Annotated in this window: 20 protein-coding genes and 1 tRNA gene; 2 read left to right on the top strand and 19 right to left on the bottom strand. The window is 44.9% G+C overall.

The annotated features are described in order from the left end of the window. From QUB16_RS05800 to QUB16_RS05750, 11 genes are all read right to left on the bottom strand, one after another. The gene (locus tag QUB16_RS05800) at nt 1-1,659 is read right to left on the bottom strand and encodes a CheR family methyltransferase (protein ID WP_333314746.1); all 1,659 of its coding nucleotides are present in this window, start codon (nt 1,657-1,659) and stop codon (nt 1-3) included. A 389-nt stretch (nt 1,660-2,048) separates the two neighbouring features. Further along, a complete protein-coding gene (locus QUB16_RS05795) occupies nt 2,049-3,815 on the bottom strand; it encodes a R3H domain-containing nucleic acid-binding protein (RefSeq protein ID WP_333314745.1) in 1,767 nt (588 codons plus the stop codon). A 238-nt stretch (nt 3,816-4,053) separates the two neighbouring features. Beyond that, nucleotides 4,054-5,205, bottom strand: a complete 1,152-nt coding sequence (gene ldpA, locus QUB16_RS05790; RefSeq protein WP_333314743.1) for a circadian clock protein LdpA — start codon at nt 5,203-5,205, stop codon at nt 4,054-4,056. A gap of 279 nt (nt 5,206-5,484) precedes the next feature. Further along, on the bottom strand, nt 5,485-6,777 hold the full coding sequence (locus QUB16_RS05785) for an O-antigen ligase family protein (RefSeq protein ID WP_333314742.1): 1,293 nt from the start codon (nt 6,775-6,777) through the stop codon (nt 5,485-5,487). A 270-nt stretch (nt 6,778-7,047) separates the two neighbouring features. Further along, nucleotides 7,048-8,658 (bottom strand): hypothetical protein, encoded by a 1,611-nt coding sequence (locus QUB16_RS05780; protein WP_333314739.1) that lies wholly within the window; start codon nt 8,656-8,658, stop codon nt 7,048-7,050. A gap of 90 nt (nt 8,659-8,748) precedes the next feature. Further along, nucleotides 8,749-9,951 carry a histidine kinase gene (locus QUB16_RS05775; protein WP_333314736.1) on the bottom strand — a complete coding sequence of 401 codons (1,203 nt, stop codon included), beginning with the start codon at nt 9,949-9,951 and terminating at the stop codon, nt 8,749-8,751. 187 nt (nt 9,952-10,138) lie between these two features. Continuing rightward, nucleotides 10,139-11,353, bottom strand: coding sequence for a hypothetical protein (locus tag QUB16_RS05770; RefSeq protein ID WP_333314735.1), 1,215 nt, complete (start codon nt 11,351-11,353; stop codon nt 10,139-10,141). 488 nt (nt 11,354-11,841) lie between these two features. Next, nucleotides 11,842-13,299 carry a hypothetical protein gene (locus tag QUB16_RS05765; RefSeq protein WP_333314732.1) on the bottom strand — a complete coding sequence of 486 codons (1,458 nt, stop codon included), beginning with the start codon at nt 13,297-13,299 and terminating at the stop codon, nt 11,842-11,844. A 325-nt stretch (nt 13,300-13,624) separates the two neighbouring features. Then, nucleotides 13,625-14,311, bottom strand: coding sequence for a hypothetical protein (locus QUB16_RS05760; RefSeq protein WP_333314730.1), 687 nt, complete (start codon nt 14,309-14,311; stop codon nt 13,625-13,627). Between the two features lie 568 nt (nt 14,312-14,879). Continuing rightward, complete coding sequence (locus tag QUB16_RS05755) at nt 14,880-16,202, bottom strand: four-carbon acid sugar kinase family protein (RefSeq protein WP_333314728.1); 1,323 nt, start codon at nt 16,200-16,202, stop codon at nt 14,880-14,882. 215 nt (nt 16,203-16,417) lie between these two features. Next, nucleotides 16,418-17,086 (bottom strand): hypothetical protein, encoded by a 669-nt coding sequence (locus QUB16_RS05750; protein WP_333314726.1) that lies wholly within the window; start codon nt 17,084-17,086, stop codon nt 16,418-16,420. Nucleotides 17,087-17,182: 96 nt separating this feature from the next. On the opposite strand from QUB16_RS05750, the gene QUB16_RS05745 reads away from it, so the two are divergent. After that, nucleotides 17,183-18,352, top strand: a complete 1,170-nt coding sequence (locus QUB16_RS05745; protein WP_333314724.1) for an IscS subfamily cysteine desulfurase — start codon at nt 17,183-17,185, stop codon at nt 18,350-18,352. A gap of 155 nt (nt 18,353-18,507) precedes the next feature. Here the strand turns inward: QUB16_RS05745 and QUB16_RS05740 are convergent, their stop codons facing one another. Both QUB16_RS05740 and QUB16_RS05735 read right to left on the bottom strand, forming a co-directional pair. Next, nucleotides 18,508-19,512, bottom strand: coding sequence for a glycosyltransferase family 2 protein (locus tag QUB16_RS05740; protein WP_333314722.1), 1,005 nt, complete (start codon nt 19,510-19,512; stop codon nt 18,508-18,510). 59 nt (nt 19,513-19,571) lie between these two features. After that, entirely contained in the window at nt 19,572-20,429 is an 858-nt protein-coding gene (locus QUB16_RS05735) for a C40 family peptidase (protein WP_333314720.1), read from the bottom strand. Nucleotides 20,430-20,537: 108 nt separating this feature from the next. Between QUB16_RS05735 and QUB16_RS05730 the strand changes: the two genes are divergently transcribed. Then, nucleotides 20,538-21,476: a serine hydrolase gene (locus QUB16_RS05730; protein WP_333314719.1), complete on the top strand. Its 939-nt coding sequence runs from the start codon at nt 20,538-20,540 to the stop codon at nt 21,474-21,476. Between the two features lie 85 nt (nt 21,477-21,561). On the opposite strand, the gene QUB16_RS05725 is transcribed toward QUB16_RS05730, so the two are convergent. The 6 genes from QUB16_RS05725 to alr form a co-directional block, all read right to left on the bottom strand. After that, a complete protein-coding gene (locus QUB16_RS05725; RefSeq protein ID WP_333314717.1) occupies nt 21,562-22,113 on the bottom strand; it encodes a helix-turn-helix transcriptional regulator in 552 nt (183 codons plus the stop codon). Continuing rightward, entirely contained in the window at nt 22,110-22,556 is a 447-nt protein-coding gene (locus QUB16_RS05720) for a DUF6932 family protein (protein WP_333105416.1), read from the bottom strand. The genes QUB16_RS05725 and QUB16_RS05720 overlap by 4 nt, the downstream gene beginning before the upstream one ends. Nucleotides 22,557-22,775: 219 nt before the next feature. Next, a tRNA-Ser gene (locus QUB16_RS05715) sits at nt 22,776-22,864 on the bottom strand. Between the two features lie 97 nt (nt 22,865-22,961). After that, on the bottom strand, nt 22,962-24,101 hold the full coding sequence (locus tag QUB16_RS05710; protein ID WP_333314714.1) for a patatin-like phospholipase family protein: 1,140 nt from the start codon (nt 24,099-24,101) through the stop codon (nt 22,962-22,964). Between the two features lie 47 nt (nt 24,102-24,148). After that, nucleotides 24,149-24,997 carry a mechanosensitive ion channel family protein gene (locus QUB16_RS05705; protein ID WP_333314711.1) on the bottom strand — a complete coding sequence of 283 codons (849 nt, stop codon included), beginning with the start codon at nt 24,995-24,997 and terminating at the stop codon, nt 24,149-24,151. Between the two features lie 211 nt (nt 24,998-25,208). Continuing rightward, nucleotides 25,209-26,411 (bottom strand): alanine racemase, encoded by a 1,203-nt coding sequence (gene alr / locus QUB16_RS05700; protein ID WP_333314710.1) that lies wholly within the window; start codon nt 26,409-26,411, stop codon nt 25,209-25,211. Between the last annotated feature and the right edge of the window lie 67 nt (nt 26,412-26,478).

Genomic DNA, 26,478 nt, shown 5'->3' with positions numbered 1-26,478 from the left:
TTAGTGTACAGTTTCTTTACTGTATAATTTTAACAATTTTTTTTTAACATTCATCAGCACTTGACTAGCTGTCATTTTCCCCTGGGAATCTATGGGAGTGTGGGGCGGTAGTGCTTTCAGGATTTCACAAGATGAATTGTACATTTTAAGAGCTCTTTTTACTTGACCTTCTTTATTGTATATATTCCCTAGTTCTATATAAGCCGACACAAAAGATGGGCACATATAAATAGTCCTCTTTAATAAATTCTTGGCGGTTTCCAATTGCCCCTGTTCTTCAGCAATTTGAGCTTGTAAATAATCAGTAAATACTGAACCCGGATCGACTTTTCTAGCTCGATTACAGTATTCTATGGCCTGAGAATAATTGCCGGAATTTGCCTGAACTTGAGCCATCAAATAATAAGCCTCAAAATTATGTCCCTGCAAATCTATTGCCTCTTGTGCCTTGTTGAGCGCCTCAGCATAATTTTTATTCTTAAATGATTTTTTAGCCTCTAAAATTAGCATTTGAGGCGTTTTATTTTGACCATTTTCTGCTATTATTGTCTGTGAGACTGACACTGCCTTGCCCGCCAAGCCGTCCTCCTGAGAGCGCGCTCCCAGGGGATTACTTATTTTTAATACGGGCGGCATTTCTGGAAAATTGCTGTTAGTAGTAACACTAGGTGGCATCGTTTCCCATGTTAGCAACTCACCACTATCATCGCCCACAGGATCTGCTTTCGGGAATTCCCGAAATGCCGAGTTGGCTTCCCCTACCGTCGCAACCCTAGACTCTATTTGACCGCCTTCCTCCGGTACGGCATCCCGACGCTGATACACCACCGACTCCGGGAAAATCTTGGGTTCAAACTCGTTCATAATTTGACCGTAAACTTCAGCGTGACCGGTCATTAAATATCCTCCAGGTCTCAGGGTATTGGAAAATTTTTTCAGTACCAGTGAAATATACTTATGTTCAAAATACACAAAAACATTTCTACACAAAATTAAGTCTATGTTATAAAGATTTTGGTAAATATTAGGAAACTCATCTGTGATTAAATTTACACAGCTAAAGTTGACACTTTGGCGCAATTCTAGATTAATTTCCCAATCATTTTCCCTCTGATGAAAATACTCCTTTTGTATCTGCGGTTCAACCAAGCGAAACGACCAATGACTGTAAACTCCCTGGGGCGCTTTTTTGATTACTTTTTCATTGATATCTGTACCTAAAATTAATATTTTCCATTCTTCCCAATCGGGAATCAACTGTTTTAAAACAATAGCTAAAGAATAAGGTTCTTCACCAGTGGAGCAGCCCGCACTCCAGATTCGCAGTGTCGGCTGCTTTCCCAAGGTCTGGTGCAATTTTCTTTTCTGCTCTATCAATTCAGGAAAAATTACTCTATTTAACAGAGCAAACTGTCCTTTATCTCGCATAAAATAACTTTCAATTGTTGTCAATAGCAATACTAATTCTGTCCATTCGTTTTTACTTTCCAAAGTTTGGGCAGTTAAAAGTTTATAATATTTTTCGGGTTCGGCGATTTTTTTGGCTCTCATCCGAGTCAAAATTTTGTGAGACAAACCCGAACGATCTTGCGACCGAATTCGCAAACCAATCTGAGTAGTAATTAAGTTAATAAATAGCTGAATTATTGAATCATTCATCTCAACTCAGGTAGATTCTTTTAATAATTGGGAAATTGGGAATTTTTACTGAGCTGTTGCTGAGTTTGTGCTGAGCAGAGCTGCTAGCCTGCGGCTCGTCCGTTCGCAAAGCCAAAGGGAGCCGAAGGGAAGTGCGTAGCTGAACTATTGGGAATTGGGGAACTTGTAAGCTCGTGCAGTCGAAGTATTGGTAATTGGAAATTGGGGAATTTGAAATTAGAAATTGGGAATTTAGCCGATCGCCTTAACAAGAACAGTATCACACAACATCATATCAGAAAGTGGTCATCTATTTAAACGAAAAAGGCAAAAGGTAAAAGACAGAAGCCAGGAAAAAATTCTCCCTTCTGCCTTCCACCTTCTGCCTTCACAGGCATCAACCTCCCACTTTAAGCTGGATATATCCGCAGGCGGCGATTGGGTTCTTCCCCAAAACTGTGGGATTTCAGGTGATAGTGTTCCACAAGTTCGTGCTGCATTTTGCGGACGTTGGGAGAACGGGGCAGGAGTTCCACCGGCTGTCCCTTGGGAATGACAATTTGCTCTACTGCTAAGCGCGTTTCTTCGAGAGCTTCGAGCTCGTCAGAAGAACCGCTGCGGGCGAATAAAGCGAGGTCTGCCACTTCCGGGGTACCTGGGTCATCCATGTCCAACAGGCGCCGCAAAGCTCTCGCTACGTGGGGAATAGTGGCGGCCTTAATTGTGTGCAGGGGAACTTGGCGAGTTTTGGCCAAGTGCCTCAATTTCGACTGGTTCCGAACGTTCGATCGCAAAGCCAAAACCACGTCAGCACTCTCAATATCCTTCGTCAGCAGCACCGGCAGATTCAGCGTCGAAATCACCTGTTCGAGCTGGTGTCGAGGTATGCCGTAAGGATAAACGTGGAGGGGCAAATCTTCGCCGTTAGGGCCGACATTATGGGAATAGCGTCCGGGGGTGGGTACTGGTTCGACGGACAGGGATTCTTCGAGCAGTTGCTCGAAATACCGAGTCTCAGAAACCGGCGCGCTTTTAGCAGCGAAGTTCTCGCCTGGAGCGGGCATCGGCACCATTTTGCCAGCACTCCGCCACCCAGAGATCGGTGTGACGGGCCGGATTGCCGATACAGCAGCGGGGCCGCCGGAAGCTGGCATCCCCGGAAACCGGGCGGGCGGAGCGGCTGAGTCGCGCTCGATAATTACTTCTCCTCTGTCGCTGACACTTCTGATTTGCTGGCTCGGTTCGCGTCCCCGCAGCAGAGTGTCGATCGAATCTGCAACTCGCTCGTGTATTACCCAGCGCTGGCGTTCCAGCATTTCGACGGCTATTTCAAAAGTTGGCGGTGATTTGCGCTCCAAAACCGTCTTTTGAGAACCGCGCCGTCTTGCTTCGTCATCTCCCAGCGTCACCGCTTGGATGCCCCCAATTAAATCGGCCAGAGTCGGGTTTTTCATCAAGTTTTCGAGCCGGTTCCCGTGGGCTGTACCGACCAACTGCACGCCCCTTTCGGCGATCGTCCGAGCCGCCAAAGCTTCGAGTTCCGTGCCGATTTCGTCAATCACGATCACTTCCGGCATATGGTTTTCCACTGCTTCGATCATGACTTGGTGCTGGAGTTCGGGGCGGGAAACTTGCATTCTGCGAGCTCTGCCGATCGCTGGGTGTGGGATATCTCCATCTCCGGCAATTTCGTTGGAGGTGTCGATGATTACCACCCGTTTTTCCAAGTCATCGGCGAGCACGCGGGCAATTTCGCGCAGGGCCGTGGTTTTGCCAACACCGGGGCGGCCGAGCATCAAAATTGACTGACCGGTTTCCACCAAATCGCGGATAATGCCGATCGTCCCGAACACAGCGCGGCCCACCCTCAAAGTCAAGCCGATAATCTCGCCGCTGCGGTTGCGAAGGGCGCTAATTCGGTGCAGGGTTTGCTCGATACCGGCTCGGTTGTCGCCGCCGAAGTGGCCGACTCGCTCGATGCAATAGTTGATGTGTGCTTTGGTAATCGGAGTTTGGGAAAGAGGTTCGGCCAAGGATGGAAAACGAGCTTCAGGTTGGCGGCCCAAATCCATGACAATCTCAATGAGATTGTTGCGCTGCGGGTGCTGCTCTAAGGGCTGCCGGATCTCATCTGGCACGATGTCTAATAATCTGTTGAGGTCGTCTGTAATCTGCATTCGCCTCGATGTGTTCGGTGACGTTTTCAACTTTTTAGTCAGTTGTCAGTTGCCAGTTGTCAGTTGTCAGTTGCCAGTTGTTTTTTACTTGTAATATCAAATCCGATTACATCCGAACGCTCTCTCAGTGCGAGCGTCCCGCTCGCGAGCGGGACGCTCGCACTCGGAAAATTATGATTCTGATGAAAGCGGAAGCGATATAACCACTAACTACTGACTAATGACTAATGACTACTGACTAAAATTCTTTGAGCTGGGAAACTAGAGAACAAGCTAAACTCACGGCCTGTGAGAGAAGTTCTGGGACGGCTTCGAGCTGAGGTAGCCGAGATGTTTGAACTCCGGCTGCTGGCCGCGCGACTGCCACCGGAACGGCAGAGGCTCGATCGGTCTGCATTGTTTCTAATTGTTCTAAAACTGGCGATAGCAAAACCCTGGCATAGCTGCCGTAAGCTACACCTGCAATGTATGGGACAGGGGGAACTGACAAATTTTTCCCGGCATCCTTCATCAGTCCCTCGGCTCTCAGCTTGCTGACAGTGTGAGCATTAGTGCCGCCTGCAAGTTGCACGTATCCCGGCAACTGGGCAGCCAAAACTTTTTGACCGAGTTTGACCGCGGCTCTAGTAGTTCCTGTTCCGATATCTCCGCTCATTGGCCTACCGTCCGTTTGCCAAATTAGGGGACAAGGAAGGGGGGAAATTATTTGATAGAGTGTCCGCAAATAATCAATCAAACCGTCTCCATCGGGGCAACTAATTGCTATTACCTTGAGTTGAGCGACCCAGGGAGCTATGCTCGACCAAAGTCGCGCAAAATCTGCCTCTCTGCCTACTTGCGTGTGGATTTCTAGGGCATCCGCACCGGATTGCAAGATTAAAGGTGCGATCGCGGCGGGAGCAGACACGTAAGAACGAGTATAAATCAGTTGGCTCGGACAAATCGGCAGACAGCGACCGCAGCCATAGCATTGCTGGTCTATCACCCCGGAAAAACCACTGCCAGCACTCTGAAAAACTATTGCTTCGGCTGGACATATTTTTTCGCACGGCCGCCAGCAGTCCGCCGGACAATCGGCTGGGTTGAATTCGGCTTTGCGAAAATGCGGGTCTTCCCCATCGTTTAAACTCACCATCAGCAACGGCAACCCTTTGCCGCCAAACCTGCGGTTTTGAGTTCTTGCCTGTAAGTCGCTGGCCACTTGTAGGGCTTCTTTCGCTGCGGCGACGGCGGCGGGATCTGCCGCGACATCGATACAGTCAGCGCCTGCTAAGGTGTAAGCCAAGGTGAGATTCCGTACAGCCGGTAGGTGCTGAAAGCTCGCCCCACAGATCAGCTTGAACCAATGGCCATCTTTTAATGAGTTTAGGGGATGATAATGTTCTGTCACCCTTATATGTTAATCCTTTCAGCTAAAAATTACGAGGCAAAAATTTGTACTGAGTTTTCCGACTCAGCCAGATACAAGTATCAAAACGCTACCGATAGGAGTGGGACTTGGGGGGTCAGCCCTAGATGTGGAGTATCGAGCATGACTTTTTTGGCAATCTAATTTTTTTAAGAGTTTTTGTTACGGGTACGATTTTTAATTTTTGGCTGAGGTTTTAATTGCAGGCAGACTTATAATAATATCATTTGTTAGCGGTGGGTGCAAGAGAAAAACCGACTATTATTGCAGGATTGAGAGTTTTGGACTCGGAAAACTCGATTCGGAGCCATCTAGCGCTAACCAAAGCACCTGCGCGTATTGAGCGCACTCAAACCAAGGCAGAATGAAAGTTAAATAGCCGATCGCCACTGCTGATAAATCGGTATTTAGCGACACGATCGCGCATTTCAAGCAATATCCCCACAAAGCAACAGCAGCGATTAGTCCCAGAATGCCTGTAGAAATAGCAGTATCTAAAATCCAATTGTGAGCTTTATAACTCGGTATTTTTTCAGTGCGAACCTGTCCGTTTGGGGCCATATAATCATAAGAAAACTGACCTAAATTCACAATTTCAGGAACCTTATTGGGAGTGGCGACGAAAGGATATGCGATGCCAAATCCGTTAAAACCCCAGCCAAAGAGAGGTCGTTTTTGAATCCCGCGCACAGCAATTTCCCACAAAGGCGATCGGCTGGACATTACTTGTGCAACAGATACTCGATTCCAGTCCAGAGGTCTAGTAAAAGTCATCGCACTAATGGCCACAAAGCCGATCGCAAGAGCGGGAATTAATTGTTTGTAATATTGCCGTCCCAATAAGTAAAATATTGCTATTATTAAAGATAAAACTGCTGTGCGAGTGTTGGTAAATAGCAAAGCGGGGAGAATGAGAAATAAAGCGAGAGTGGCAGTGCGATCGCTAATTAATTTCCGCTTCCAAGCTACCGCACAAATAACGGCTGTCAGAGCCAATACTATAGCTGCGTGGCCGCGGTGCGAGAAAAGTGCGATCGGCTGCTGTCCTCGAAAAATCGTACTAGCCAAAACATCATTTGCGACCAACTGACCGTTCGTTGCTGTATAATCAATTTGCCAGTTCACAACTTGCGGAAAAACGCTAACAGCTACAACCGCACCTCCTATCAGCAAACCCCGCATTTGAGAGAGAAACAGTTCGGGATGAAGTTTTAGCAGCAACCTATTGCTCAGCGAAAAAATAGCAATTAACAGCCAATACAGCCAGCCATCTCCCATTTGGTCTTGTCCCCAAAAAGAACGCTCCGGGAAAGGACTTTTTAGGGTAGAAATCGCTCCCACCGTCAAAAACACTCCCCACAAAATCAGGCAGACTTTCCACTGCCGGGAAAAAGTTAAAAGTTTCCTTTCTTCCCATAAAAATGATAAATTTGAAAGCACAATCAGCAGGACAACAAAAACTTTAGGTTGCGTCCAAATTTCGCCGCGGCTGCCTCCCCAAGGGTTGATGAGAATGAGACTGAAAGCATATAGCAAAGTGTAAATATTTTTCATATGAAATATAGTTGTGTAATTGCGAGCTTTGTGTCAGTGCCAGCGAATCGAAGCAATCGCAGCATCTTCAGTTCATTCGATAGTGATTCCTGTAGGGGCGGGTTCACCAACAATATCTGCTAATAATTGACAATCTCAAAAACCCGCCCCGGTCTGGATATTAGGCTCATTCGATAGTGATTCCTGTAGGGGCGGGTTCACCAACAATACCTGCTAATAATTGACAATCTCAAAAACCCGCCCCGGTCTGGATATTAGGGTCTAGAAAAATTATCCAGCCAGCCGCTTTTTTCGCAAAATATGCCGCATCCCAGCGAACCATAACAGCATTCCCTTAGCCGCCAAAATACTCCCCGGTTCCGGTACAGCTTCCGCATCAATTGGCTGGGAAATTTGCCGCATCTTGAAACTTCCTTCCCGTTCCTGAAAAGCTAATTGAATGGGAAATGCTGTTTCTGCTGTCGGGCCAAATAATGAATCAATCCCAGTGATTCTAAACTTGTCTACTGGATAACCCAACAAAGAAACAAAGTCTAATTTATCTCCCGGACTGAAATTACCGAGGATCGAATCTCCTACTGCAACAGTAAATTCCTGGTCATCGCCCGCAGGAAAATCGAGAATTTCAGTAAATAAAGTGTCTTCCAGAGATTGGAATTCAAAGCCGTAAGTAGTTGGAGGGTCATACCAGCGACAGCCGGGAACTTTGTTGAAAACTTGCCAGCCATTTTGGATAGAATTGGGAAGGATGGGGTTTTGCTGTGTGAGGCCGCGCATTTCTTTTCCGAAGCCGCCGCCGCCACTAGCTGCAGAGCTAAAATCTGGCGAGTCTTGTGGGTCGTAAACATCAACAAAAAGCTCGTAATTGCCTGTGTCTTGACCGCGAGCACCTCCACCAGCAGCACGGACATCGAAGTTGATATTGCCACTACTGCCCACAGTACCAGTTAGTGCGGAGGCAAAGCCATTTCCTACAGGGCTACTGTCGTCGTCAAATCCTAGCTGAAAACCTGAGTCATTGTCAGTGCTTAAGAATGTGTTGGGGTTGCAGCGGTTGGAGGGAAGGTCGTTGTTTGTCCAGGCTATATATTTTGAACCAGGAGTAATTTCTGGGATGCTGAAGCGGTCTATTTCCACACCCGATGCTAGACTATCTGAAAACTTTTTAGACGTTTTAGGACGATTAATTGTACTTTTCCAACCCCAAGAAACTCCGTTATAAATTGAGACTTTATTGTCTGCAGTCTTTTCAACCAGATAGAGTTCAGCATCAAAGGTATGGCCTATCAAGACATTATTGCTGAATGGATAGTCTTTGAATACACCGGGTTGTAACACTCCTGGAAACTGCAGATCGTAGAAGGGATTACCCTGAAAAGATGGAACGTCAATGAAATTGTTTGGTTCTCCTTTACGATCCTTTAAAAAGTTATAGTTAGTTACCCGCTGAATCCAATGTAAATTGTTAAGATTCTTGTGAAAACTGCTGGAAACTCCATCTTCTGCTATCTGATAAAGGTAATTTAGTTCAAATTTAGCCCCTACCTGAATAGCTTCGTCTGGGAAGTTAGGCTCTGATATGTAGTAAGGCTGATTTTCTACAATCTCAAATCTACCATCTATTGATACCGGATTAAATTCCCATCCTTGAAAAAGGGTTTGGAGGGTTCTCAGAAAGTCACTACTTTGAGCAGGTGGGTCGAGAAGTTTTACCTGTTTTACAGTTATTTTACCTTCAGCCTTAACCGGGTCTTTGTATGAAATGGTTTTAGAGCTAGTGTCACCGCCCAAACTAAAAGAGAATGCACTCGCTCCATAATCCATCAGCCAGAGCAGCAAGCTTGTTGTCAAAAATACCAAGGGATATTGTCGTAATCGCATTTTTTGTAACTCCTTACAAACCACTAATTTTAAAAACTATCAACCAGGGGTGAAATCCTACCTAACAGACAAGTGTGATGTCGTTAAAGTTTAATGCTCGACTAAGTTAAACCCTACAAAAGGCGTAGCTCCCAAGCCTTTCCATGTATCTCCTGAGAGATCCTGCATGCAGCTTACCTCTGACACTCCAGGGCTGTACCCAATTCTTATCTGATACTTACCAGGCGTCAGCTCATCAAAATACCTGAAGTCTCCAGAGCGTTCAGAGCGTCCAAGTAAAAGTAAGTTATTTTCCCAAAAAAGTTTGGCATCTAAACCGAAAGTAACATTTTCTCCAGGCTTGACTAGCTGACAGTTGTATCCTGCCAGTAAATTCCCTCCACCGCGTCCTTTCCACCGCAGTTTTTTACCATCTTGCCCTAGAATTTGTAACGTTGTATTAAACTGTTGAAAGCGAAACGAGGTTACTGTTTTATTGGTAATTCTAAGACCGAGTTTGACAGCAGTTGTAGTATTGGGATTATTTAGAGGGATTGTCAGGACACGCTCTGGCATGATAATTTCAAAGCGAATGCCATCTACTTCAACTGTATTGCTGTTAATGGATACAGGATGAACTACGCGAATCGGTATGAAGTTCGTAGCTCCCTGACCTCTTCCAAGTCCTTTTACTGTCATCGGCTTTTGCGTTTCTACGTCATAGCATGAAACTTTTCCACCAGGACTGTCATAAATGAACCGAAGCTGATATTCTCCGGGCTTGAGTTCGTCAAAATACCAGAAGTAACCAAGCCCAGCATCACCTTTGAGTTGAAGCTTATTATTATTCCATGTAAGTACACCTGAACGGAATAATTTTGTTGTTCCTGGCTCCACTAATCCGCACAAACTTCTCCTATTTGACTGTCTATCTCTAGCTTTTTGTAGTGGCAGCGAGCGACCATCTTGCCCTACAAGTTCTGGAATCAATGTGTCGTTGTCAGCTCGAATGAAATTTTGTGTATTGTTGGCAATGCTAACTACAAAAGATAAAGGGCTACTGATATCCAGCTTCTTTTCCGGTATGGGTAAAATAAAGTACGGTACTGAGATATTCATAGAAATGCCTTCCCCTTCAACAGTCTTGCTGTCCGGTAAATCTACGGATTTCAACTCAGTCACCCTGGTTATTCCTATATCAGAGGGCGCTGTCGATCCTGCGGACACATGGCTCAGTGCCATTACACCCGAAATGATTAAAGCCAATAAAAACAAGGCAAAATGCTTAATCACATCAATTAGCTTTGCTTTCACAAAGTGACTCATCAATTACTTGGTTATATATTAGGACTAATTCATAAATGTTTTAACCGTAAAAATACTGATTTTTTACGTGATATTTTTATGCTGCTACAATTAAAAATACTAAACTTCGATCGCCTGCAAAAAAAAGTATCTTACACTACAATATATAATTTATCAATAAAGTTTCGTATGTTCATCAATTTACTAAGTGTAAGTCCACAAAAGGCATCGCTATCCAACCAGTCCAGACTTTTTCTAATACCTGTTCTTTGATGTTAGTTGCTCTTTGTGCGCCAATGAGGTATCTAAGTCCAAGATGATATGTACCGGGCTTGAGGTCATAAAAATAATAGAAGCCTCCAGCTTGGTTGGGAATTGCGAGTAGAAGCTGATTCCAATGCCAGGAAAGCCTTCCATCTAAAACAAATAAGGCACTATCTCTTGGTGGAGCTAAGTAATAGTTTGGCCCTTTACCTACCCAGGTTCTCATGAGGTCGCTCCTCCATTTTATTTCTTTACCGTCGTCACCTATTAGTGTTAAGTCAAGGGAATCTAATTGCTGAAAGCGAAAAGCGGTTGATGTATTGTTAGTAGCCCGGATACCTAGCTTCACAGCAGTCCGAGCACCAGGCAGATTAGGAGGGATAATTAACACGGACTCCGGCATCTCTGTTTTGAACTGAATGCCATCCACTTCAATTGCACTACTATCAGTCGATAGGGGCATAACTAGGCGAAGATTCACAAAAGGGCTTGCCAACAGCCCCGATCCCGTTTCTTGTGCAGTTCTTGCTGCTTTGGTATCTGACTCGGAAACAGGTGTGGTATTGCAATCGGTATTCAAGACGAATCGGAGCTGATAGGTTTCTTCGGGGATTACCTCGAAATACCAGCAATTGTTATGGTCTATCGAACTTCGAGAATTGTCAGGAATAGTAGGAACTTTAAGTACAAGCAAGTTATTATCCCAATAAAGCAATGCGGTTAGAAAAATAATTCTTGGAAGTTCTGGTTTGATTTCCCACCAATCAAAATTTCTCGTCTCGTTGTGTTCGATCGCAGGGGCTAAGTTGGGTCTTAAACCAGCTAACCCGCTCGTTGCTTCTCGATCGAAAGGTCTGTTTGGGTGAGTGCTAGCTGCAAGACAATCAATATCTCGAAGTCTTTGTCTTGTTTGATTATCAGATGTCCAAACCTCTGGAATAAAGGTTTGGGATGGGTTGACGCGAAAAGAAGTTGAAGTGTTGTTGATAATACGCAGCGTCACTTGGATAGAAGTATGGGAGCCAAGCAGATTTTTGGGGATGGGAAAGACTAAGGTAGGATAAAACCTTGGACTTGGATTCGTGACTTCTATGAATATGCCGTTTGCTTCAACGGCATTGTTGTCAAAAGATTCTATGTTTGTCATGTTTGCTCCCCTCTCAATTCCCAGATAATCAAGTAGTCTCAAAGAACAGCTCCGATCGCTAACGACCCACAAATATTTTTGTTGTGGCTGTTTCATCGCTATGTGTAACTCTATAAAAATTCTGGGTGCTTGACCATCCGCAATACTACTTAAGTTTTTGCGACAATCTTGACCTCTATTGTTCAGTAAATACAGTGAATTGCGCTCGCTCTGAATTGGATAAGCGTATCTCTACGGATGAAATAGTTCGATGATTAAATGTACAAATATCTGCGATTAAGTCGGCAAATTTTTCCGCCGAGACAAGAGTATTCATTATATATTAAAACTAATTCCTTAATGCTTTAACCGTAAAAATTCAGGGATTTTTACGTTATATTTACTTAGTGCGAGCAGTAAAAAGACTAAATTGGACTCTCATATTAATTCGATAGCGGCAGATTTACTAATAATGCGTTCCGCTCGATCGATTTAATAAATAATAATTATTAAACTTGTTTATGCTTGCGTAAAATATGCCGCATCCCAGCGAACCATAACAGCATTCCCTTAGTCGCCAAAATACTCCCCGGTTCCGGTACAGCTTCCGCATCAATTGGCTTGGAAATTTGCCGCATCTTGAAACTTCCTTCCCGTTCCTGAAAAGCTAATTGAATTGGAAATGCTGTTTCTGCTGTCTCACCAAATAATGAATCAATCCCAGTAATTCTAAACTTGTCTACTGGATAACCCAACAAAGAAACAAAGTCTAATTTATCTCCCGGACTGAAATTACCGAGTATCGAGTCTCCTACTGCAACAGTAAATTCCTGGTCATCGCCCACAGGAAAATCGAGAATTTCAGTAAATAAAGTGTCTTCAAGAGATTGGAATTCAAAGCCGTAAGTAGTTGGAGGGTCAAACCAGCGACAGCCGGGAACTTTGTTGAAGACTTGCCAGCCATTTTGGATAGAATTGGGAAGGATGGGGTTTTGCTGTGTCAGGCCGCGCATTTCTTTTCCGAATCCGCCGCCGCCGCTACTTGCTACGCTAAAATCTGGCGAGTCTTGTGGGTCGTAAACATCAACAAAAAGCTCGTAATTGCCTGTGTCTTGACCGCGAGCACCTCCACCAGCAGCACCGACATTGAGGTTGATATTGCCACTGCTGCCCACAGTACCAGTTAGTGCGGAGGCAAAGCCATTTCCTACACGGCTACTGTCGTCGTCAAATCCTAGCTGAAAACCTGAGTCATTGTCAGTGCTTAAGAATGTGTTGGGGTTGCAGCGATTTGAGGGGAGGTCGTTGTTTGTCCAGGCTATATATTTTGAACCAGGAGTAAGGTCAGAAAGGTTAAAACGGTCTACTTCAAAACCGGAGGCGAGGCTGTCGGAGAACTTTTTAGTGGTTTTAGGGGGAGTAAATATGCTTTTCCAACCCCATGAGATACCATCATATATCGTGACTTCATTGGGTTTATTAAGGGGATCTTTTATCTCAGCCAAGTAAAGTTCTGCATCCCAAACTTTGTTATTATAGATATCATCTCGAACAGGGTAATCACGAAAAAGAATTGTTTGATTTGGATATCTTACGGTTTGACCATAGGTATCGTAAAAAGGGTTAAATGTTTGCTTTTGCGGGTTTTGAGGGTCTAAAAAACTTAGTTGTGTCTGCTCTATTACAGTGTCAATTTTGTTATCGGGAGTTCCGTAAGGTTGCTTAATGACTCCTTGAAGGGTAGATATATAGGCATGATTATTAACTACCCTTTGAATAAAATGAACATTAGTGCCTACTGGATCTTGACCAACGACCGGGTTGTAAAGAACTTGTATTTCTGCTCCCACATTGGGTGTAACAAAAGGAATGTACACCCCAATATCAAACCGACCTTTTAAAGATTCTACTGATGGCGCTTTGTTAAATGTCCAACCGTTTTGCGCCCAAACGGATGAGGTCAGCATGTTAAAAAAAGCATCCGTTCCGCCCACTGGTAGTTGCGACACAGTAGTTGTATAAGTAGTTACGGTGCCAATACCTTGCTGGGTATAAGATATTGAAGAACAATAAACAGAGCTTTGGGTACAGAGAGAATCTGGTCTTTGCGATGGCATTGTGAAAGAAAAAGCGAAACAGGCCCTACCTGTTAGCACAAACAGTAAAGGGGACGTTAATAAAACTATCCGGTATTGATGTAATCGCATTCTTAACAACTCCTTAACAGGGTAGGTATCGAATAAAAATCTCTCTTGATATGAAATCGATATGAAATTGTGTCTCAATTGCTATTTATGTGCCAGGGTAAACTAGGTGAACCTTGACAAATGGCGTTGTTGCTTCACCTGTCCAAATCTCTCGTATTAGGTGTTCTTCATCTTTTTTAGGGTCATAGCACGGTCTTACTGATCGGGAACTGATATATCTGAATCTAATTTGATAATCACCCGGCTTTATGTTGTCAAAATACCACGACCCCCCCAATCCGTCAGAGCCTCCGATTAGCAGACTATTGTTCTGCCAAAAAACTTTGGTGTCCGGGAAAAAAGTTGCGTGTTCTCCTGGTTGAATTAAGGGACAAGCGAGTTGCGGAGAGTTTAGGAGTCTATCTCTACCTCCTTTGCTTTGTAATACTTTACCATCGGCTTCCACTATTTCTAAGGGAATTACAAGCAGGGGATCGAAAAAAGGTAAGCGAATAGGAGAAGGCGAGTTGTTTGTAATCCGAGTACCGAGCTGAATCAAGGTATTTACATCGGGTCGATTCTCAGGGATTAACCATACTCTATTTGAAACCAAAATTTCAAAGCGGATGCCATTAATTTCAACTGAATTCTTGTTAGTCGCTTCTGCAGATGTCAAGTTATATCCCTTGTCACTTTCCACCTCTTCGATCGCCATAACTTCTCTAGGCACATGACTCAATGCCACTAAGCCAGAAATAATTAAAACCAATAAAAATAGGGAAAAGTGCTTCATCACATCAAACTGCCTTGCTTTCTGAAAGTGATTTATTAACTATAAGACTATATATTAGGACTGCTCCATCAAAGTTGAAACGGTAAAAATACTGATTTTTTTAGATGATAGTTTCCTGACCCTCTCCAATAAAACCAGTAAATTGCACTCTCATATTAATTTGAAAACCGCATATTTACTGATAATGCGTTCCGATCGATTAATTTAATAAATAGCACCTATTAAACTTGTTTATGCTTCCGCCAAATATGTCGCATCGTACCAAACCACAGCAGCATTCTCTGCTTCCGCCAAGATACTTCCTTCGGTACAGCTTCCGCATCAATTTACTAGGTGTAAGTCCACAAAAGGCATAGCTATCCAACCAGTCCAGACTTTTTCTAATACCTGTTCTTTGATGTTAGTTGCTCTTTGTGCGCCAATGTGGTATCTAAGTCCAAGATGATATGTACCGGGCTTGAGGTCATAAAAATAATAGAAGCCTCCAGCTTGGTATCGATGTTAGAACCCCGACTTCTTAGAGAAGTCGGGGTTCTGGGTGTTCTGTTTTTTTAGATTGGTTTGCTGATTACTTGCTCAGCCGCTTGTAAACCGTAGCCAAAGCATGGCTATCCCCCACATTTCCCGGAAACAAAACAACTGGTAAATTGGGAAACAGAGGATGATTAGCCTCGGTTTTCACCACCGAACAACCTGCGATAATTTGACCGATTTGCCTGACACTTTTCAGCGACAAACCTGTACTCAAAACATCATTAGAAGTAATGCCGCCCTTGCTAATCAAAAACCCGATATCTGCAGGCAGTCCCCGCACGATATCCATCAATAAAGCAGAAACCGCCTCTCCAAATTTTAACCTAATTTCTGCATTTTCAAATTCGAGTTCCTTGCGGCTGGTATAAATTACAGGCGTTTTACCATCGGCATGAGCAGTGCTGGCTTTTTCGAGAATTTCATCGAGCAGTTGGGTGCGATACTCAGGTGAATCTTCTAACAAGTGAGATACATCTATTTCAATGCTAACTATATTGGGTTCTTTTAACAAGCGCTCCAATTGTTCAGTAGTTTTCTTAACGTGGGAACCAACTATTACGGCACCGGGTTTGCCATCCCTCACGTATTTTGCCATTTCGTCGGCTGCTACTGGCTGCGGGCCGAGGTCAGCTAAGGATGTTAAAATACTCGCCGCGCTGCGGAATAAAAACTTTTTGCCTTGACTGACTGCATTGAGAATGTGTTTGGCAAATGTGTCTAAATCGCCTTGGCTTTGGCCGTCAACAACCGCACATTGGTTGTCTGTCATATCCATCAGTCGATCTAAACTTCCGTAGCGAATGTCTCCGAGTAAAATGCGATCGACTGCATCAGCGGGGATGCGACCTTTGGTTTTTTCTTCTACATAGTCTGGCAGGTAACTGTGACTGTAGCCGAAGACTGAATCTTTGGCAAATTCGGTTTGGTGTACTGGTGTCGGGACACTGTTAACTATTAGGTAGTGTACGCTGTGGCGGGTAATTCTCCCTCCTTCAAAAAAGGCGGGAATTAGAAAATGGGCGTCGAAGGGGCCGAGTTCTTCGGCGATCGCGTCGGTTTCGATGGGATAGTGGCCGCGCAGGGTAGAATCGGAACGGCTAACTATTAGGAAGTCTTCGATTTTTTCGCTGGCGATCGCCCTTTTTAGATTTTGGCACACTTCGCGGGTGACGGAGGCTGCTTTTTCGGGAGTTAGCGATCGAGTATTTGTCAGTATGAAGAAAATCGGGCACTTGTCCCGCAGCCCCAAACGCAGGGTGTCTTCGTCCCAACGTGTCAGCAGCAAGCAACTGTGCACGGTTTGAGAACCTGTCGGATCGTCGTCGAGAACTATAATCTTGGGTTTGGCAGAAGACATACTGACCTGGTTGTTAACGTCACCTTTCCAAGATATCCTTACCTGTTACGTAACAGGTAAAACTTTACAATAATTATGATATTTTTTTCACAATTCTCCTAATTCATAATTTTAAAAATGTCTTTGAGTTCGAGTGGAACAGGCATCCTGCCTGTTGCGGTTCAGTAAGCTGCATAGTGCTACTGGGTAAGAGGCGCACGCAGCCGTGCACGCTACTAACTTTTGCCCTTTTTAAAATTAGCAGCGTTTCGATCTTGCAACTTTTTCATTTCTGCTTGAACTCCCACGGCTACCTGCAAAGCTTCGTTGAGCAATCTTCCTTGTTCGCTGGCTCGATCGCTAATTTGCAGGGCATTCAAAGTTCTCAAATTATTGGCAAACAATTCGGAGTTAGTAGCGACAAATTTTTTGTTTTCCCTGAGAATTCTTTCGGTTTTCAAAGCTCTAACTAAATCGTCTCTGATTAGCTGCAAGGCTTGAATGACTTTTGCCCGATCGCCGATTTTGACTTCCGCATTGCCAGCATCTTCTATCCGATCGTTAATGGCTATCGCTTCGATTATACCATTATAGCGATCCACATCATCAAAAAGATTGATTAAATCTTTGTTTTGCCGGCTGCACCGAATTTTCCACGCATCCTCAAGGATTAAACCGAGTATCGCAACCAAGTGGAGGGCCAACCACAACAAATAAGCTCTAGGAAATATCGCAACCATTAGCCAACAACTGATTAGAAGCAAAACAATTAAACCGACAGTTTTCAAAGCTTCGCGGGCAAACTTAGTCGCTGTCGGCGGCCGGTATACGCGATCGGGCCCCGCGCCTGTGAGGTGCTTGAGCTCACCGACAGTAATTTCTAATCCCTGAATGTCAGCTCGCATAAATCTTCACAAATATTTCTTAATTATAAAGTTTTGTAGTAGAACAAGGGGCTCGTCTACAATAAACCTAACACTTTTTTCACCCAAAACTGCACTATGTCCGCACGTCCTATATACCTCGACAACCACGCCACAACCCCCGTAGACAAACGGGTACTTGATGCGATGCTGCCGTATTTCACGGAACAGTTCGGCAACGCAGCCAGCATCAACCACGTCTACGGCTGGGAAGCAGAAGCAGCGGTAAAACAGTCACGACAAATCATAGCAGAAGCGATCAACGCCTCCCCCGAAGAAATTGTTTTTACCAGTGGCGCAAGCGAAGCAAATAACTTAGCGATCAAAGGTATCGCCGAAGCTTATTTCAGTAAAGGAAAGCACATTATCACAGTAAAAACCGAACACAATGCAATTCTCGACCCCTGTACCTATTTGCAAAAATTGGGGTTTGACATTACTGTTTTACCCGTGAAAAGCGACGGGCTGATTGATATAGGCGATTTGATCAAAGCGATTCGCGCCGAGACAATTTTAGTTTCAGTGATGACGGCTAACAACGAAATTGGCGTCATCCAGCCGATCGCAGAAATTGCAGCAATTTGTCGCGGAAATGACATTCTTTTCCACACAGATGCGGCACAGGCGATTGGCAAAATTCCCCTCGACGTAGAGGAGATGAATATCGATTTAATGTCCTTGACAGCCCACAAAATCTACGGGCCAAAAGGCATCGGTGCTCTCTACGTGCGCCGCAACAAACCGAGAGTGCAGCTAGCGCCGCAAATGCACGGAGGAGGCCACGAAAGGGGAATGCGATCGGGAACTCTCTACCCACCGCAAATAGTTGGGTTTGCCAAAGCAGTAGAATTGGCAATTGCGGAAATGGAGTCGGAAACAGAACGAGTGGTTAATTTGCGGCAGCGTTTGTGGGAAAACTTGAGTGAATTGGGCGATGTTTTTCTCAACGGTCATGCTACTAAGAGATTGCCGGGGAATCTCAATATTAGTGTAGCCGGAGTTGACGGTCAAGCGTTGATGTTGGGTTTGCAACCGGCGGCGGCAGTTTCTTCGGGCTCTGCTTGCACTTCCGCGAAAATATCTCCATCTCATGTTTTAGCAGCGATCGGGCGATCGGACAAATTAGCTTATGCTTCAATTCGGTTTGGTATTGGCCGCTTCAATACCGAAGCAGAAATAGATGCAGTTTCCGAACACGCGATCGCAACTATTCAATCTCTCCGACAAGCTCAAAAAGTGATGAGTTAGAAAGTATTGGTGTCAACTTAAGCCTAAAACCCACTGTCTCTCTCATTTTTATCAAAGTCTCGATGCCCCTAAATCCCCCTTAATGAACATACTCTTTTCCCCCCCTTATTAAGGGGGGCTAGGGGGGATCTGGAAGATGAAAAAAAGTCATTTAGTTACTTAGAACCAAACACCTCGCGCACCCGATAAATCGGTTTTCCCTGCGACTCGTGATAAGTCCGCATCATCACTTCCGCCAGCAAACCAAAACAAAATAACTGCACGCCAGTCAACAGCAAAACCACAGCCAAAATCAGCAAAGGACGGTTCCCAATACTTTGACCAAAAGCCAATTTCAGGAAAGTCAAATAAATCCCTAAAACCGTTCCCAACGTCATAGAACTCAGTCCCAAAAGTCCAAAAACGTGCATCGGTCGAGTCAGGAACTTTTTCATAAAAGAAATAGTTAACAAATCCATCAAGACCCGAAAAGTCCGCCAAATTCCGTACTTACTTTGACCGAAACGGCGGGCGTGATGTCGCACCGGAAGTTCTGCAATTCTCGCCCCTTCAATAAACGCTAAAGCAGGCAAAAAGCGGTGCAATTCCCCGTATAGATTCAAGTCTGCTGCCAACTCGGATTTATAAGCTTTCAAAGAACAGCCGTAGTCGTGCAAAGTTACGCCTGTAACGCGACCAATTAACCAGTTCGCAATTTTAGAAGGAATCAACCGACTAATAGTATTATCCTGCCTATTTTTCCGCCAGCCGCTAACTAAATCGTAGCCTTCATCTAACTTTGCCAACAATAGCGGAATATCAGCCGGATCATTTTGCAAATCGCCGTCTAGGGTAACAATAGCACGGCCGCGAGCGCGATCGAAACCTGCCGACATGGCAGCAGTTTGCCCGTAATTGCGGCGCAAAATTACAGCACAAAGGTCATCGCGAGTGCTGGCTAACTGCTGGAGAAGTGCACCCGAACCGTCCTTAGAACCGTCATCTACACAAATAATTTGATAGCTGAGTCCAGAGGGTTGGATAGAAGAGGCGATCGCCTCAATCAAATGAGGCAAACTTTCCACCTCATTATACACCGGCACCACCACTGAAACGTCGAGAACAACCTCAGCGCCAGCCTGCTGTGCAGCCAATTTTTCCAAAAATAATGCAGCGTCCATTTATTTATTCGATAACATCAGTAATCATTAGTCATTGGTCATTAGTCATTAGTTAACAACTAACTAGGTTGATAACTTGCCACAACTTTACCATATCCCCGCAATTGCTGGTAATAAGCTTGACTAACTCGATCGCCATCCTCAGACAAAACATCGATACCGATACCGTTGCGACCTTGTGCTTGTCCCGAACTGTGAATGTAGCGATTATCTCCGAGATACAATCCTACATGAGTTGCTTTTTCGGGTGTACCAAAAAATACTAAATCCCCCGGTTCTAACTGACATTTTGCACCATTGTCAATAGGTTTTTCATGGGCGGGCAAGATGCCCACCCCACAAGAAACTTGATGTGTTGTGGAACGGGCATCTTGCCCGTTGCTAAGAATGGTGCAAGATGTATCTAAAGCACTGATACTAATAGGTTTAGTAAAAGCTTCCTGCTGATAAGCATCCCTCGGCAGCCAGATGCCCGCAGCCACAAAAGCAGCTTGCATCAAGCCCGAACAATCATAATTCGGCCCGACTGTACCGCCCCAAAGATAATAATTGGATTGGTTCATAGCCTCGCGAGCGAAAGTAATTACAATTGGTAATTTTTCCTTGATTTCGGCCTCAGAAACCACCAGAGGATGATACACTGTTTCTGCCACATCGAGCAACTCAACATCTCGAATATCCAGCCATCCCGGATAATCATCTTCGCACAGCCGCACCATCACAGCCGTTGTATCCCCCTCAACAACCGAGTCTATGCCATTTCTTCCCCCCGACCTAAGCTGGGGGGGGTCAACTACTCGCAAATGCCGCCCCAGCGCTGCTTGAGTTGCCAATCGATCGCACTTTGGGGAATCGTAAATATTTATGTGCGATCGGGCTCGGTACTCCACAACATCAGATAATTGATAATTGGCCATTGCTAATTGCTCATTGTGTGCTGTTAATTGTTCGCATTTATTGTTCGCATTTAACGAGAGATTGCCATTAGCTGCTAGCCGTTAACCGTTAACCGTCAGCCATTAACCATGACATTTTTTCACAAAGACGAACAATTAGAAAACCTCGGCAGTAGCATTATAGACTCCACATTGTCAGAATTTACAGGATTAAATGGCGATCGTACAGCCATTACCTGGATAGTCTACGATCCGCCGGTGCGAGTCAATACAGGCGGAGCCCTGAGTGCAGAAGAATTTTGGAAATATCAACCGCGAGGTTTTAGCGCTAGGGCTTCCGAACGAATTTATCCAGCCAGCATCGTCAAATTATTCTACCTCGTTGCCATCTGGGAATGGGCGCAAAAAGGCATGATTCAAACATCGCCAGAATTAGAACGCGCCGTCCGAGATATGATAGTTGATTCCAGCAACGACGCCACCAGTTTAGTAGTAGACGCGCTCACCGGCACCACCAGCGGCCCAGAATTATCACCAGGCCCCTTTGAAACTTGGAAACAGCAGCGAAACATCGTCAACCGTTACTTTCAATCATTGGATTGGCCAGAATTACAAAATATTAACGCCAATCAAAAAACCTGGTGTGACGGCCCCTACGGTCGCGAGCGAGCATTTGTGGGAGAATTAATGGAAAATAGAAATATGCTGACCACCAATGCAGCGGCGCGTTTGCTGCACAGTATAATCGGCGGCGTAGCTGTTTCTGCCCAAGCATCGCAAGAAATGATGGGTTTAATGAAACGCAGTTTAGACCCAGCAGAATTAGAGGCAGATCCTGAAAATCAAGTTACAGGTTTTTTAGGTGGCGGATTGCCAGAATCAGCAAAATTGTGGTCAAAAGCGGGACTGACAAGTCAAGTGCGTCACGATGCGGCATACATTGAAATAGCGGGTTTGCGGCCGTATTTGTTGGTTGTATTTACCGAGGGGAAAGAGAATAGCAAGAATGAAGAGATTTTGCCATTTATATCGCGGCAATTTGTCGAAGCGATGAAAGCGCTTAATTAGATTTAGGTTGGCAAATTGAAAACTATACACGCAGATTCCCGATTTCTGAAAAAAGTTGGGACTCTAACAGCGTCAACTGTCAACCCTAACTTTTTAATTGAACTTGCTCCATCATTCGTTGATCTTGTTGGCTGTGAAAACGATGAGTTGAGGAAAGTAATTCTTCTTTGGTAACTGGCGTTCTTCTTAGGGTATCTAAAGGAACTAGAAACTCACATTTTTGAATTTTGATTTCCAGTGCATCAATTACAAATCTTACCTCCAAAAAACTGGCATCTTCGTAGTCATTATCTTCATAACGTTTAATTTGTTCTTCTTTCAGTCCAGCTAAATCTGCCAATTCTTTTTGGCTTAGCTTGGCTGCCATGCGAGCTTTAATCAAGATTTGGGGTAAATAATCAATATCATCAAGTGTTAATACTATTGGGGTGTCGCTATCATGAGAGGTAAGCCTGTCATATTCAGCAATTTCTGCTTGTAAAGCCATCAGGTGAGATTGTTTGACATCCCCAGAAAGTTGCCACCCTTCGGGGTCTTTTTTCTTCAGTTCCTCATCTTGCTCTAACGCCCTAAGAGAATATTCAAATTTTCGGGCGCATTCTTGACTATATTCATACTCTTTTTCATTTTTAATCATGGGTTCCACCTTAATAAATCTATAGCAATAATGCCTTTAGGATTTAACTGTCTGTCACGCTGAAAGAATTCTATAGAATTTAAGCCGTAATCTCCTACAGGTTGATCTGAACGAAAAATTTCACCTTTATATTTGGATTTCTGTGCGCTACGATCCAAATGATTTAGTAATCTAGGGGCATTTTTTCGGAGATAATCGTAATCGACATCCTCGCTATCCCAACAAGCATCAAAATCTCCTGGGTCTGGCTTAATGGTAACAAAGCTGCCGTTGATATAAATTGTCCGGCAACCACCTGCTTTGAGTTGCTCCATTGCCATTCGCAGTCCGCGCATTAAACGCAACCTCAGCTCGTTGCTTCCAAATCGTTCTACAAATTCTTCCCATTCGCAAAAATGAACTCCTGGGGGTAAGTTGCCGTTTTCATCGAATTCTGGAATCACTTACTCACACCTTAACACAGATGAATATCCGGCTCTTGAGCGTACCATATTGCGATCGTTGTTGGGAAAAGTGCGATCGCAGCGATAGCTTCATTGACGATCGCGGCATACTGAGGTGGCGCGACCAATCGCCAATAGTGAGCAAAAAAAAAGCGGAAAAGGCAACTTTTAAGGGTATGACGAATCCACAAACCTTTATCGATAAACGATTAAATAGAACGGAGAGGGAGGGATTTGAACCCTCGAAGGATGTTAACACCCTTAACAGATTAGCAATCTGCCGCTTTCGACCACTCAGCCACCTCTCCAAGATGACAGTAACTAACTATAGCACACACATCTTATTCTTGCCAACCCCTAATTAAAAAATTCCTCAATCCCTTACTCTGTATACTTTTCGCCACCTCAACCGCCAGCCTCTTCCCCAAAGCCCCTAGCCTTCAAGTGCTTTTGCCAACTAAAATTGGAACTCAAAAAGAACCTCTTAGTATACAAATACCCCAAGCGGTACAGGTGAGCCTTGCGATCGCCATCGAGATTAAAGTCCGTCGTCGTCACCGCAGCATCAGTCACATCAATATTAATCACCCTACCCTTATCCATTTCCCGCTGGTGATAGCGGTCTCTTGCTTTCATCATCGTTCTGAACATCGCCGCCAGCATCGACAGGGGAGTATCAATCTTAGCTTTAGTCTCAATTCCGGTATCGACTAATCGAAACCCAAAGGTAAACCAGCGGGGCGTCGCAGGAGTAGCACCGACGGATTGTTTGTCATAAATCCACAGGGGGAAATTGCTCAAAATTCCGCCATCTACAATTAAGTCATCGCCGAGTTTTCCCGGTTCAAAAAATAGCGGAATACTCATCGACAACCGAACGGCTTCAGCAACGCTAAAATGTTCAGCGCTTTTGAGTCGCAACTGTTCGTACAAAGGATCGGAATCCGTCGATTCGCGTCGGTGTAAGTCGTCGGGTAGCACCAACATTTCACCGCGACTGAGGTTCGATACTACTACTTTTAATTCCCGCTCTTTTACGATTTGTTTGACATCGGCAAAAGTGTGCAATTTACCTCGACCGAGCATTGTTTCCAGCCACTGCCGGAACGGTTGCGCCGAATATTCTCCCATCTGACGGCTAACTGTTAGGAAAAGCAGCGTCCAAGCCGGAGATTGCAAGTCGTCGGCGGGGTCGCCGTTTAAAATTAGAGGACTGTTTTTTTGAGTTAAAAATATGCTGTAATCGAGCTGTCCTAAAATTTCCTCTAAATCATCAATTGACAAGTCGGTTGCCAATACTGCTGCAGTAATTGCACCTGCCGAAGTGCCGGCCAATTTTCGCCACTGGATGCCCAAATCGCTGCAGCACCTGAGTGCTCCTAAAAACGCAACTCCGCGCACGCCGCCGCCTTCAAAAACCCCGTCGGCATAGATTTGACCGTTTTCGTCGGGAGGCGGAAATTTGCTGAGAATTGTTTGTTTTTCGGTGGCGGTGATTCTGACACCGGGTTCTTGCAAAATTTGCTGCGGATACCACTTGCTCATGGGAAATACCTCGGCTAGATTTGAGATTTGAGATTTGAGATTTCTATCTATTGTTCTTGATCTTTGTCGGCATCCATTGCCTCTTTGACGTATTGTTGAACTTGCGATCGCACTTGTTCGTAGGCCACCGACGCGCACCAAGGTCGGAGAGATAAAATAGTTGTATCGGGAGTAATCTCGGCTACCAAACAAGTCGGGGGCGGATTCTCCAACACCAGCGGGTGAGAGTGGGCAATTTCTAATAACTCAGCTACAGTTGGACGAATTGGCCGATCGCCAATATCAATCTTCAAGTCTACTCGCCTCGTTCCCATTGCCGTTGTATTTTTCAGTGTACCGTTAAACAACTGATTGTTCGGGACAATAATTTTTATGCGATCGTCTGTCACCACGGTTGTTGAAAAAATCCCGATGCTGTCCACCACTCCCTTAACATCGCCAGCTTCAATCCCATCTCCGACTTCAAAAGGGCGCAAACTAATCAACATTACCCCAGCAGCAAAGTGCGACAAAGTATTTTGCCACGCCAAACCTATCGCCAAACCCGCGGCACCCACCACCGCAACCACGCTGGTAGTTTGAATTCCCAACTGACTCAAAGCGGCGACTACTCCCACTACCAAAATCGTAATTTCAGCAGCTTGAACTAAGAATTTCCGCAGCGTGGGTTCGGTGCGACCCAGAGCTCGGCGAGTCACGCGGCCCGCAAAGCCGATCGCAAATCGCGTAATTAACAAAATGCCGATCGCCCACAGCAGTTGAGGTACAATTTTAAACCCTAATTCTACGAATTTTTTCGAGAATTCTTGGGCTACTTCCAAGGCTTGTGTTCTTTCTGCATTTAGCTGAGAATAGAAGGTTTGGGCTATTGGTAAAAACGTCTGAATAACTGTCATATCAATTGGGAATTGGGAATTGGGAATAGAAAATTGCAGTCTCAGTCTTATCGCTTATTCCGAGAGTCCGACAGGGGTTGAAAACCCCTGTCTCATAGCTAAAGTCCTCTAAAAGAGGACTAAAATCAATAATTTTATCCTTCAAACTCTTGAGTCGGTTTTAACCGACTTTTGCTATGAGGCAGGGGTTTAAACCCCTGCAGGACTATTCTTAACAGTTTACTGCTACGCGGGGCAATCGGTGTTTAAAACCGCAGAGAATCTCCCACGAAATAGTTCCTAAAGTCGAGGCCCAATCGTCAGCACTAATTTGATATTCCCCATCTTTGCCCAACAGAGTCACCACTTCGCCAACTTCTAAATCTGGAATATCAGTTACATCCAGCATTAATTGATCCATCGTCACGGCGCCCACTTGCCGCACGAATTGACCCCTGACTAAAACCTGCATTTTATTAGAAAGATTGCGCGGAATACCATCTGCATAGCCGATACCAATTACGGCAATCTGTGTCTGCCGCTGAGCTATAAATTGATAGCCGTAACTGACTCCGGTTCCTGCTTCAATTGTTTTCACCTGCGTTACTCTAGCTTTTACCTGCATGGCGGGCTTCAAATTGGATCTCGACTGCAAGTGAGGAGCTGGATAAAGACCGTAGGTAGCTAAACCGACTCGCACTAAATCGTAGTGCAAATCCGGGTCAGCGAGGGCGGCAGCAGAGTTTGCCAAGTGGAGGCGAGGAGGGTTAATTCCTGCTATTTTAATTTGCTCGATCGCCTGTTGAAACCGCTGGTGTTGCTCTATCATAACTGTGGGGTCGGGACTGTCTGCTGTCGCCAAGTGAGAGTAAATACTGGCTAATTTTAAATTGGGCAACCGATTGACTAATTGCACAAATTCTGTTGCTTCCTGCCAGGGCGTACCCAAGCGAGACATTCCCGTATCTAACTTAGCGTGAACTGGCAAAGATTGGTTAATGCCTGCGAGAACTTCCGAAAAAATTAAGGCTTGTTTGGCAGTACAAATAGTGGGCTGCAAGTGCCAATGGGCGATCGCCTTTACCTGTGGGGCTGTATGGGTTGCCCCCAACAACAAAATCGGCGCTTCTATCCCAGCTTCTCGCAATTCTATTCCTTCGGGAATTGTTGCCACTCCCAGCCAACTAGCACCTGCTTGCAATGCTGTTTGACTGACTGCAACAGCACCATGCCCGTAAGCATCCGCTTTCACAACTGCCATCAGTTGTGTGTGAGGAGATAAGAGCTTTTTAAGCTGTTTTACATTGTGAGTTAAAGCTGCTAAATCGATTTCTACCCAAGCCCGCTGGCATAGTCCCCCGTAACCGTCCCCCAGCAACGTCTGGCGGGATTGTTTTGTCGGTGATTCTGCGGCTGTTTGTTCCCAACTCAACATTGTCGATCGCTCCTACTTGCTTACACCATTAAAAACTGCTGTAAAAAATGCTAGGATATTTTACCCT

The organism is Microcoleus sp. D3_18a_C4, from assembly GCF_036702415.1.
Lineage (GTDB): Bacteria > Cyanobacteriota > Cyanobacteriia > Cyanobacteriales > Microcoleaceae > Microcoleus.
Note: the sequence above shows the minus strand (reverse complement) of the source record. Positions and strands in the feature narration are given on the sequence as shown.

Coding starts and splice junctions, on each gene's coding strand:
- alr (WP_333314710.1), bottom strand. CDS start 26,411: ATGTTGAGTTGGGAACAAACAGCCGCAGAATCACCGACAAAACAATCC.
- QUB16_RS05745 (WP_333314724.1), top strand. CDS start 17,183: ATGTCCGCACGTCCTATATACCTCGACAACCACGCCACAACCCCCGTA.
- QUB16_RS05705 (WP_333314711.1), bottom strand. CDS start 24,997: ATGACAGTTATTCAGACGTTTTTACCAATAGCCCAAACCTTCTATTCT.
- QUB16_RS05770 (WP_333314735.1), bottom strand. CDS start 11,353: ATGACAAACATAGAATCTTTTGACAACAATGCCGTTGAAGCAAACGGC.
- QUB16_RS05765 (WP_333314732.1), bottom strand. CDS start 13,299: ATGCTGACCTCATCCGTTTGGGCGCAAAACGGTTGGACATTTAACAAA.
- QUB16_RS05755 (WP_333314728.1), bottom strand. CDS start 16,202: ATGTCTTCTGCCAAACCCAAGATTATAGTTCTCGACGACGATCCGACA.
- QUB16_RS05780 (WP_333314739.1), bottom strand. CDS start 8,658: ATGCGATTACGACAATATCCCTTGGTATTTTTGACAACAAGCTTGCTG.
- QUB16_RS05725 (WP_333314717.1), bottom strand. CDS start 22,113: ATGATTAAAAATGAAAAAGAGTATGAATATAGTCAAGAATGCGCCCGA.
- QUB16_RS05730 (WP_333314719.1), top strand. CDS start 20,538: ATGACATTTTTTCACAAAGACGAACAATTAGAAAACCTCGGCAGTAGC.
- QUB16_RS05735 (WP_333314720.1), bottom strand. CDS start 20,429: ATGGCCAATTATCAATTATCTGATGTTGTGGAGTACCGAGCCCGATCG.
- QUB16_RS05710 (WP_333314714.1), bottom strand. CDS start 24,101: ATGAGCAAGTGGTATCCGCAGCAAATTTTGCAAGAACCCGGTGTCAGA.
- QUB16_RS05750 (WP_333314726.1), bottom strand. CDS start 17,086: ATGCGAGCTGACATTCAGGGATTAGAAATTACTGTCGGTGAGCTCAAG.
- QUB16_RS05785 (WP_333314742.1), bottom strand. CDS start 6,777: ATGAAAAATATTTACACTTTGCTATATGCTTTCAGTCTCATTCTCATC.
- QUB16_RS05760 (WP_333314730.1), bottom strand. CDS start 14,311: ATGAAGCACTTTTCCCTATTTTTATTGGTTTTAATTATTTCTGGCTTA.
- QUB16_RS05740 (WP_333314722.1), bottom strand. CDS start 19,512: ATGGACGCTGCATTATTTTTGGAAAAATTGGCTGCACAGCAGGCTGGC.
- QUB16_RS05795 (WP_333314745.1), bottom strand. CDS start 3,815: ATGCAGATTACAGACGACCTCAACAGATTATTAGACATCGTGCCAGAT.
- QUB16_RS05800 (WP_333314746.1), bottom strand. CDS start 1,659: ATGAATGATTCAATAATTCAGCTATTTATTAACTTAATTACTACTCAG.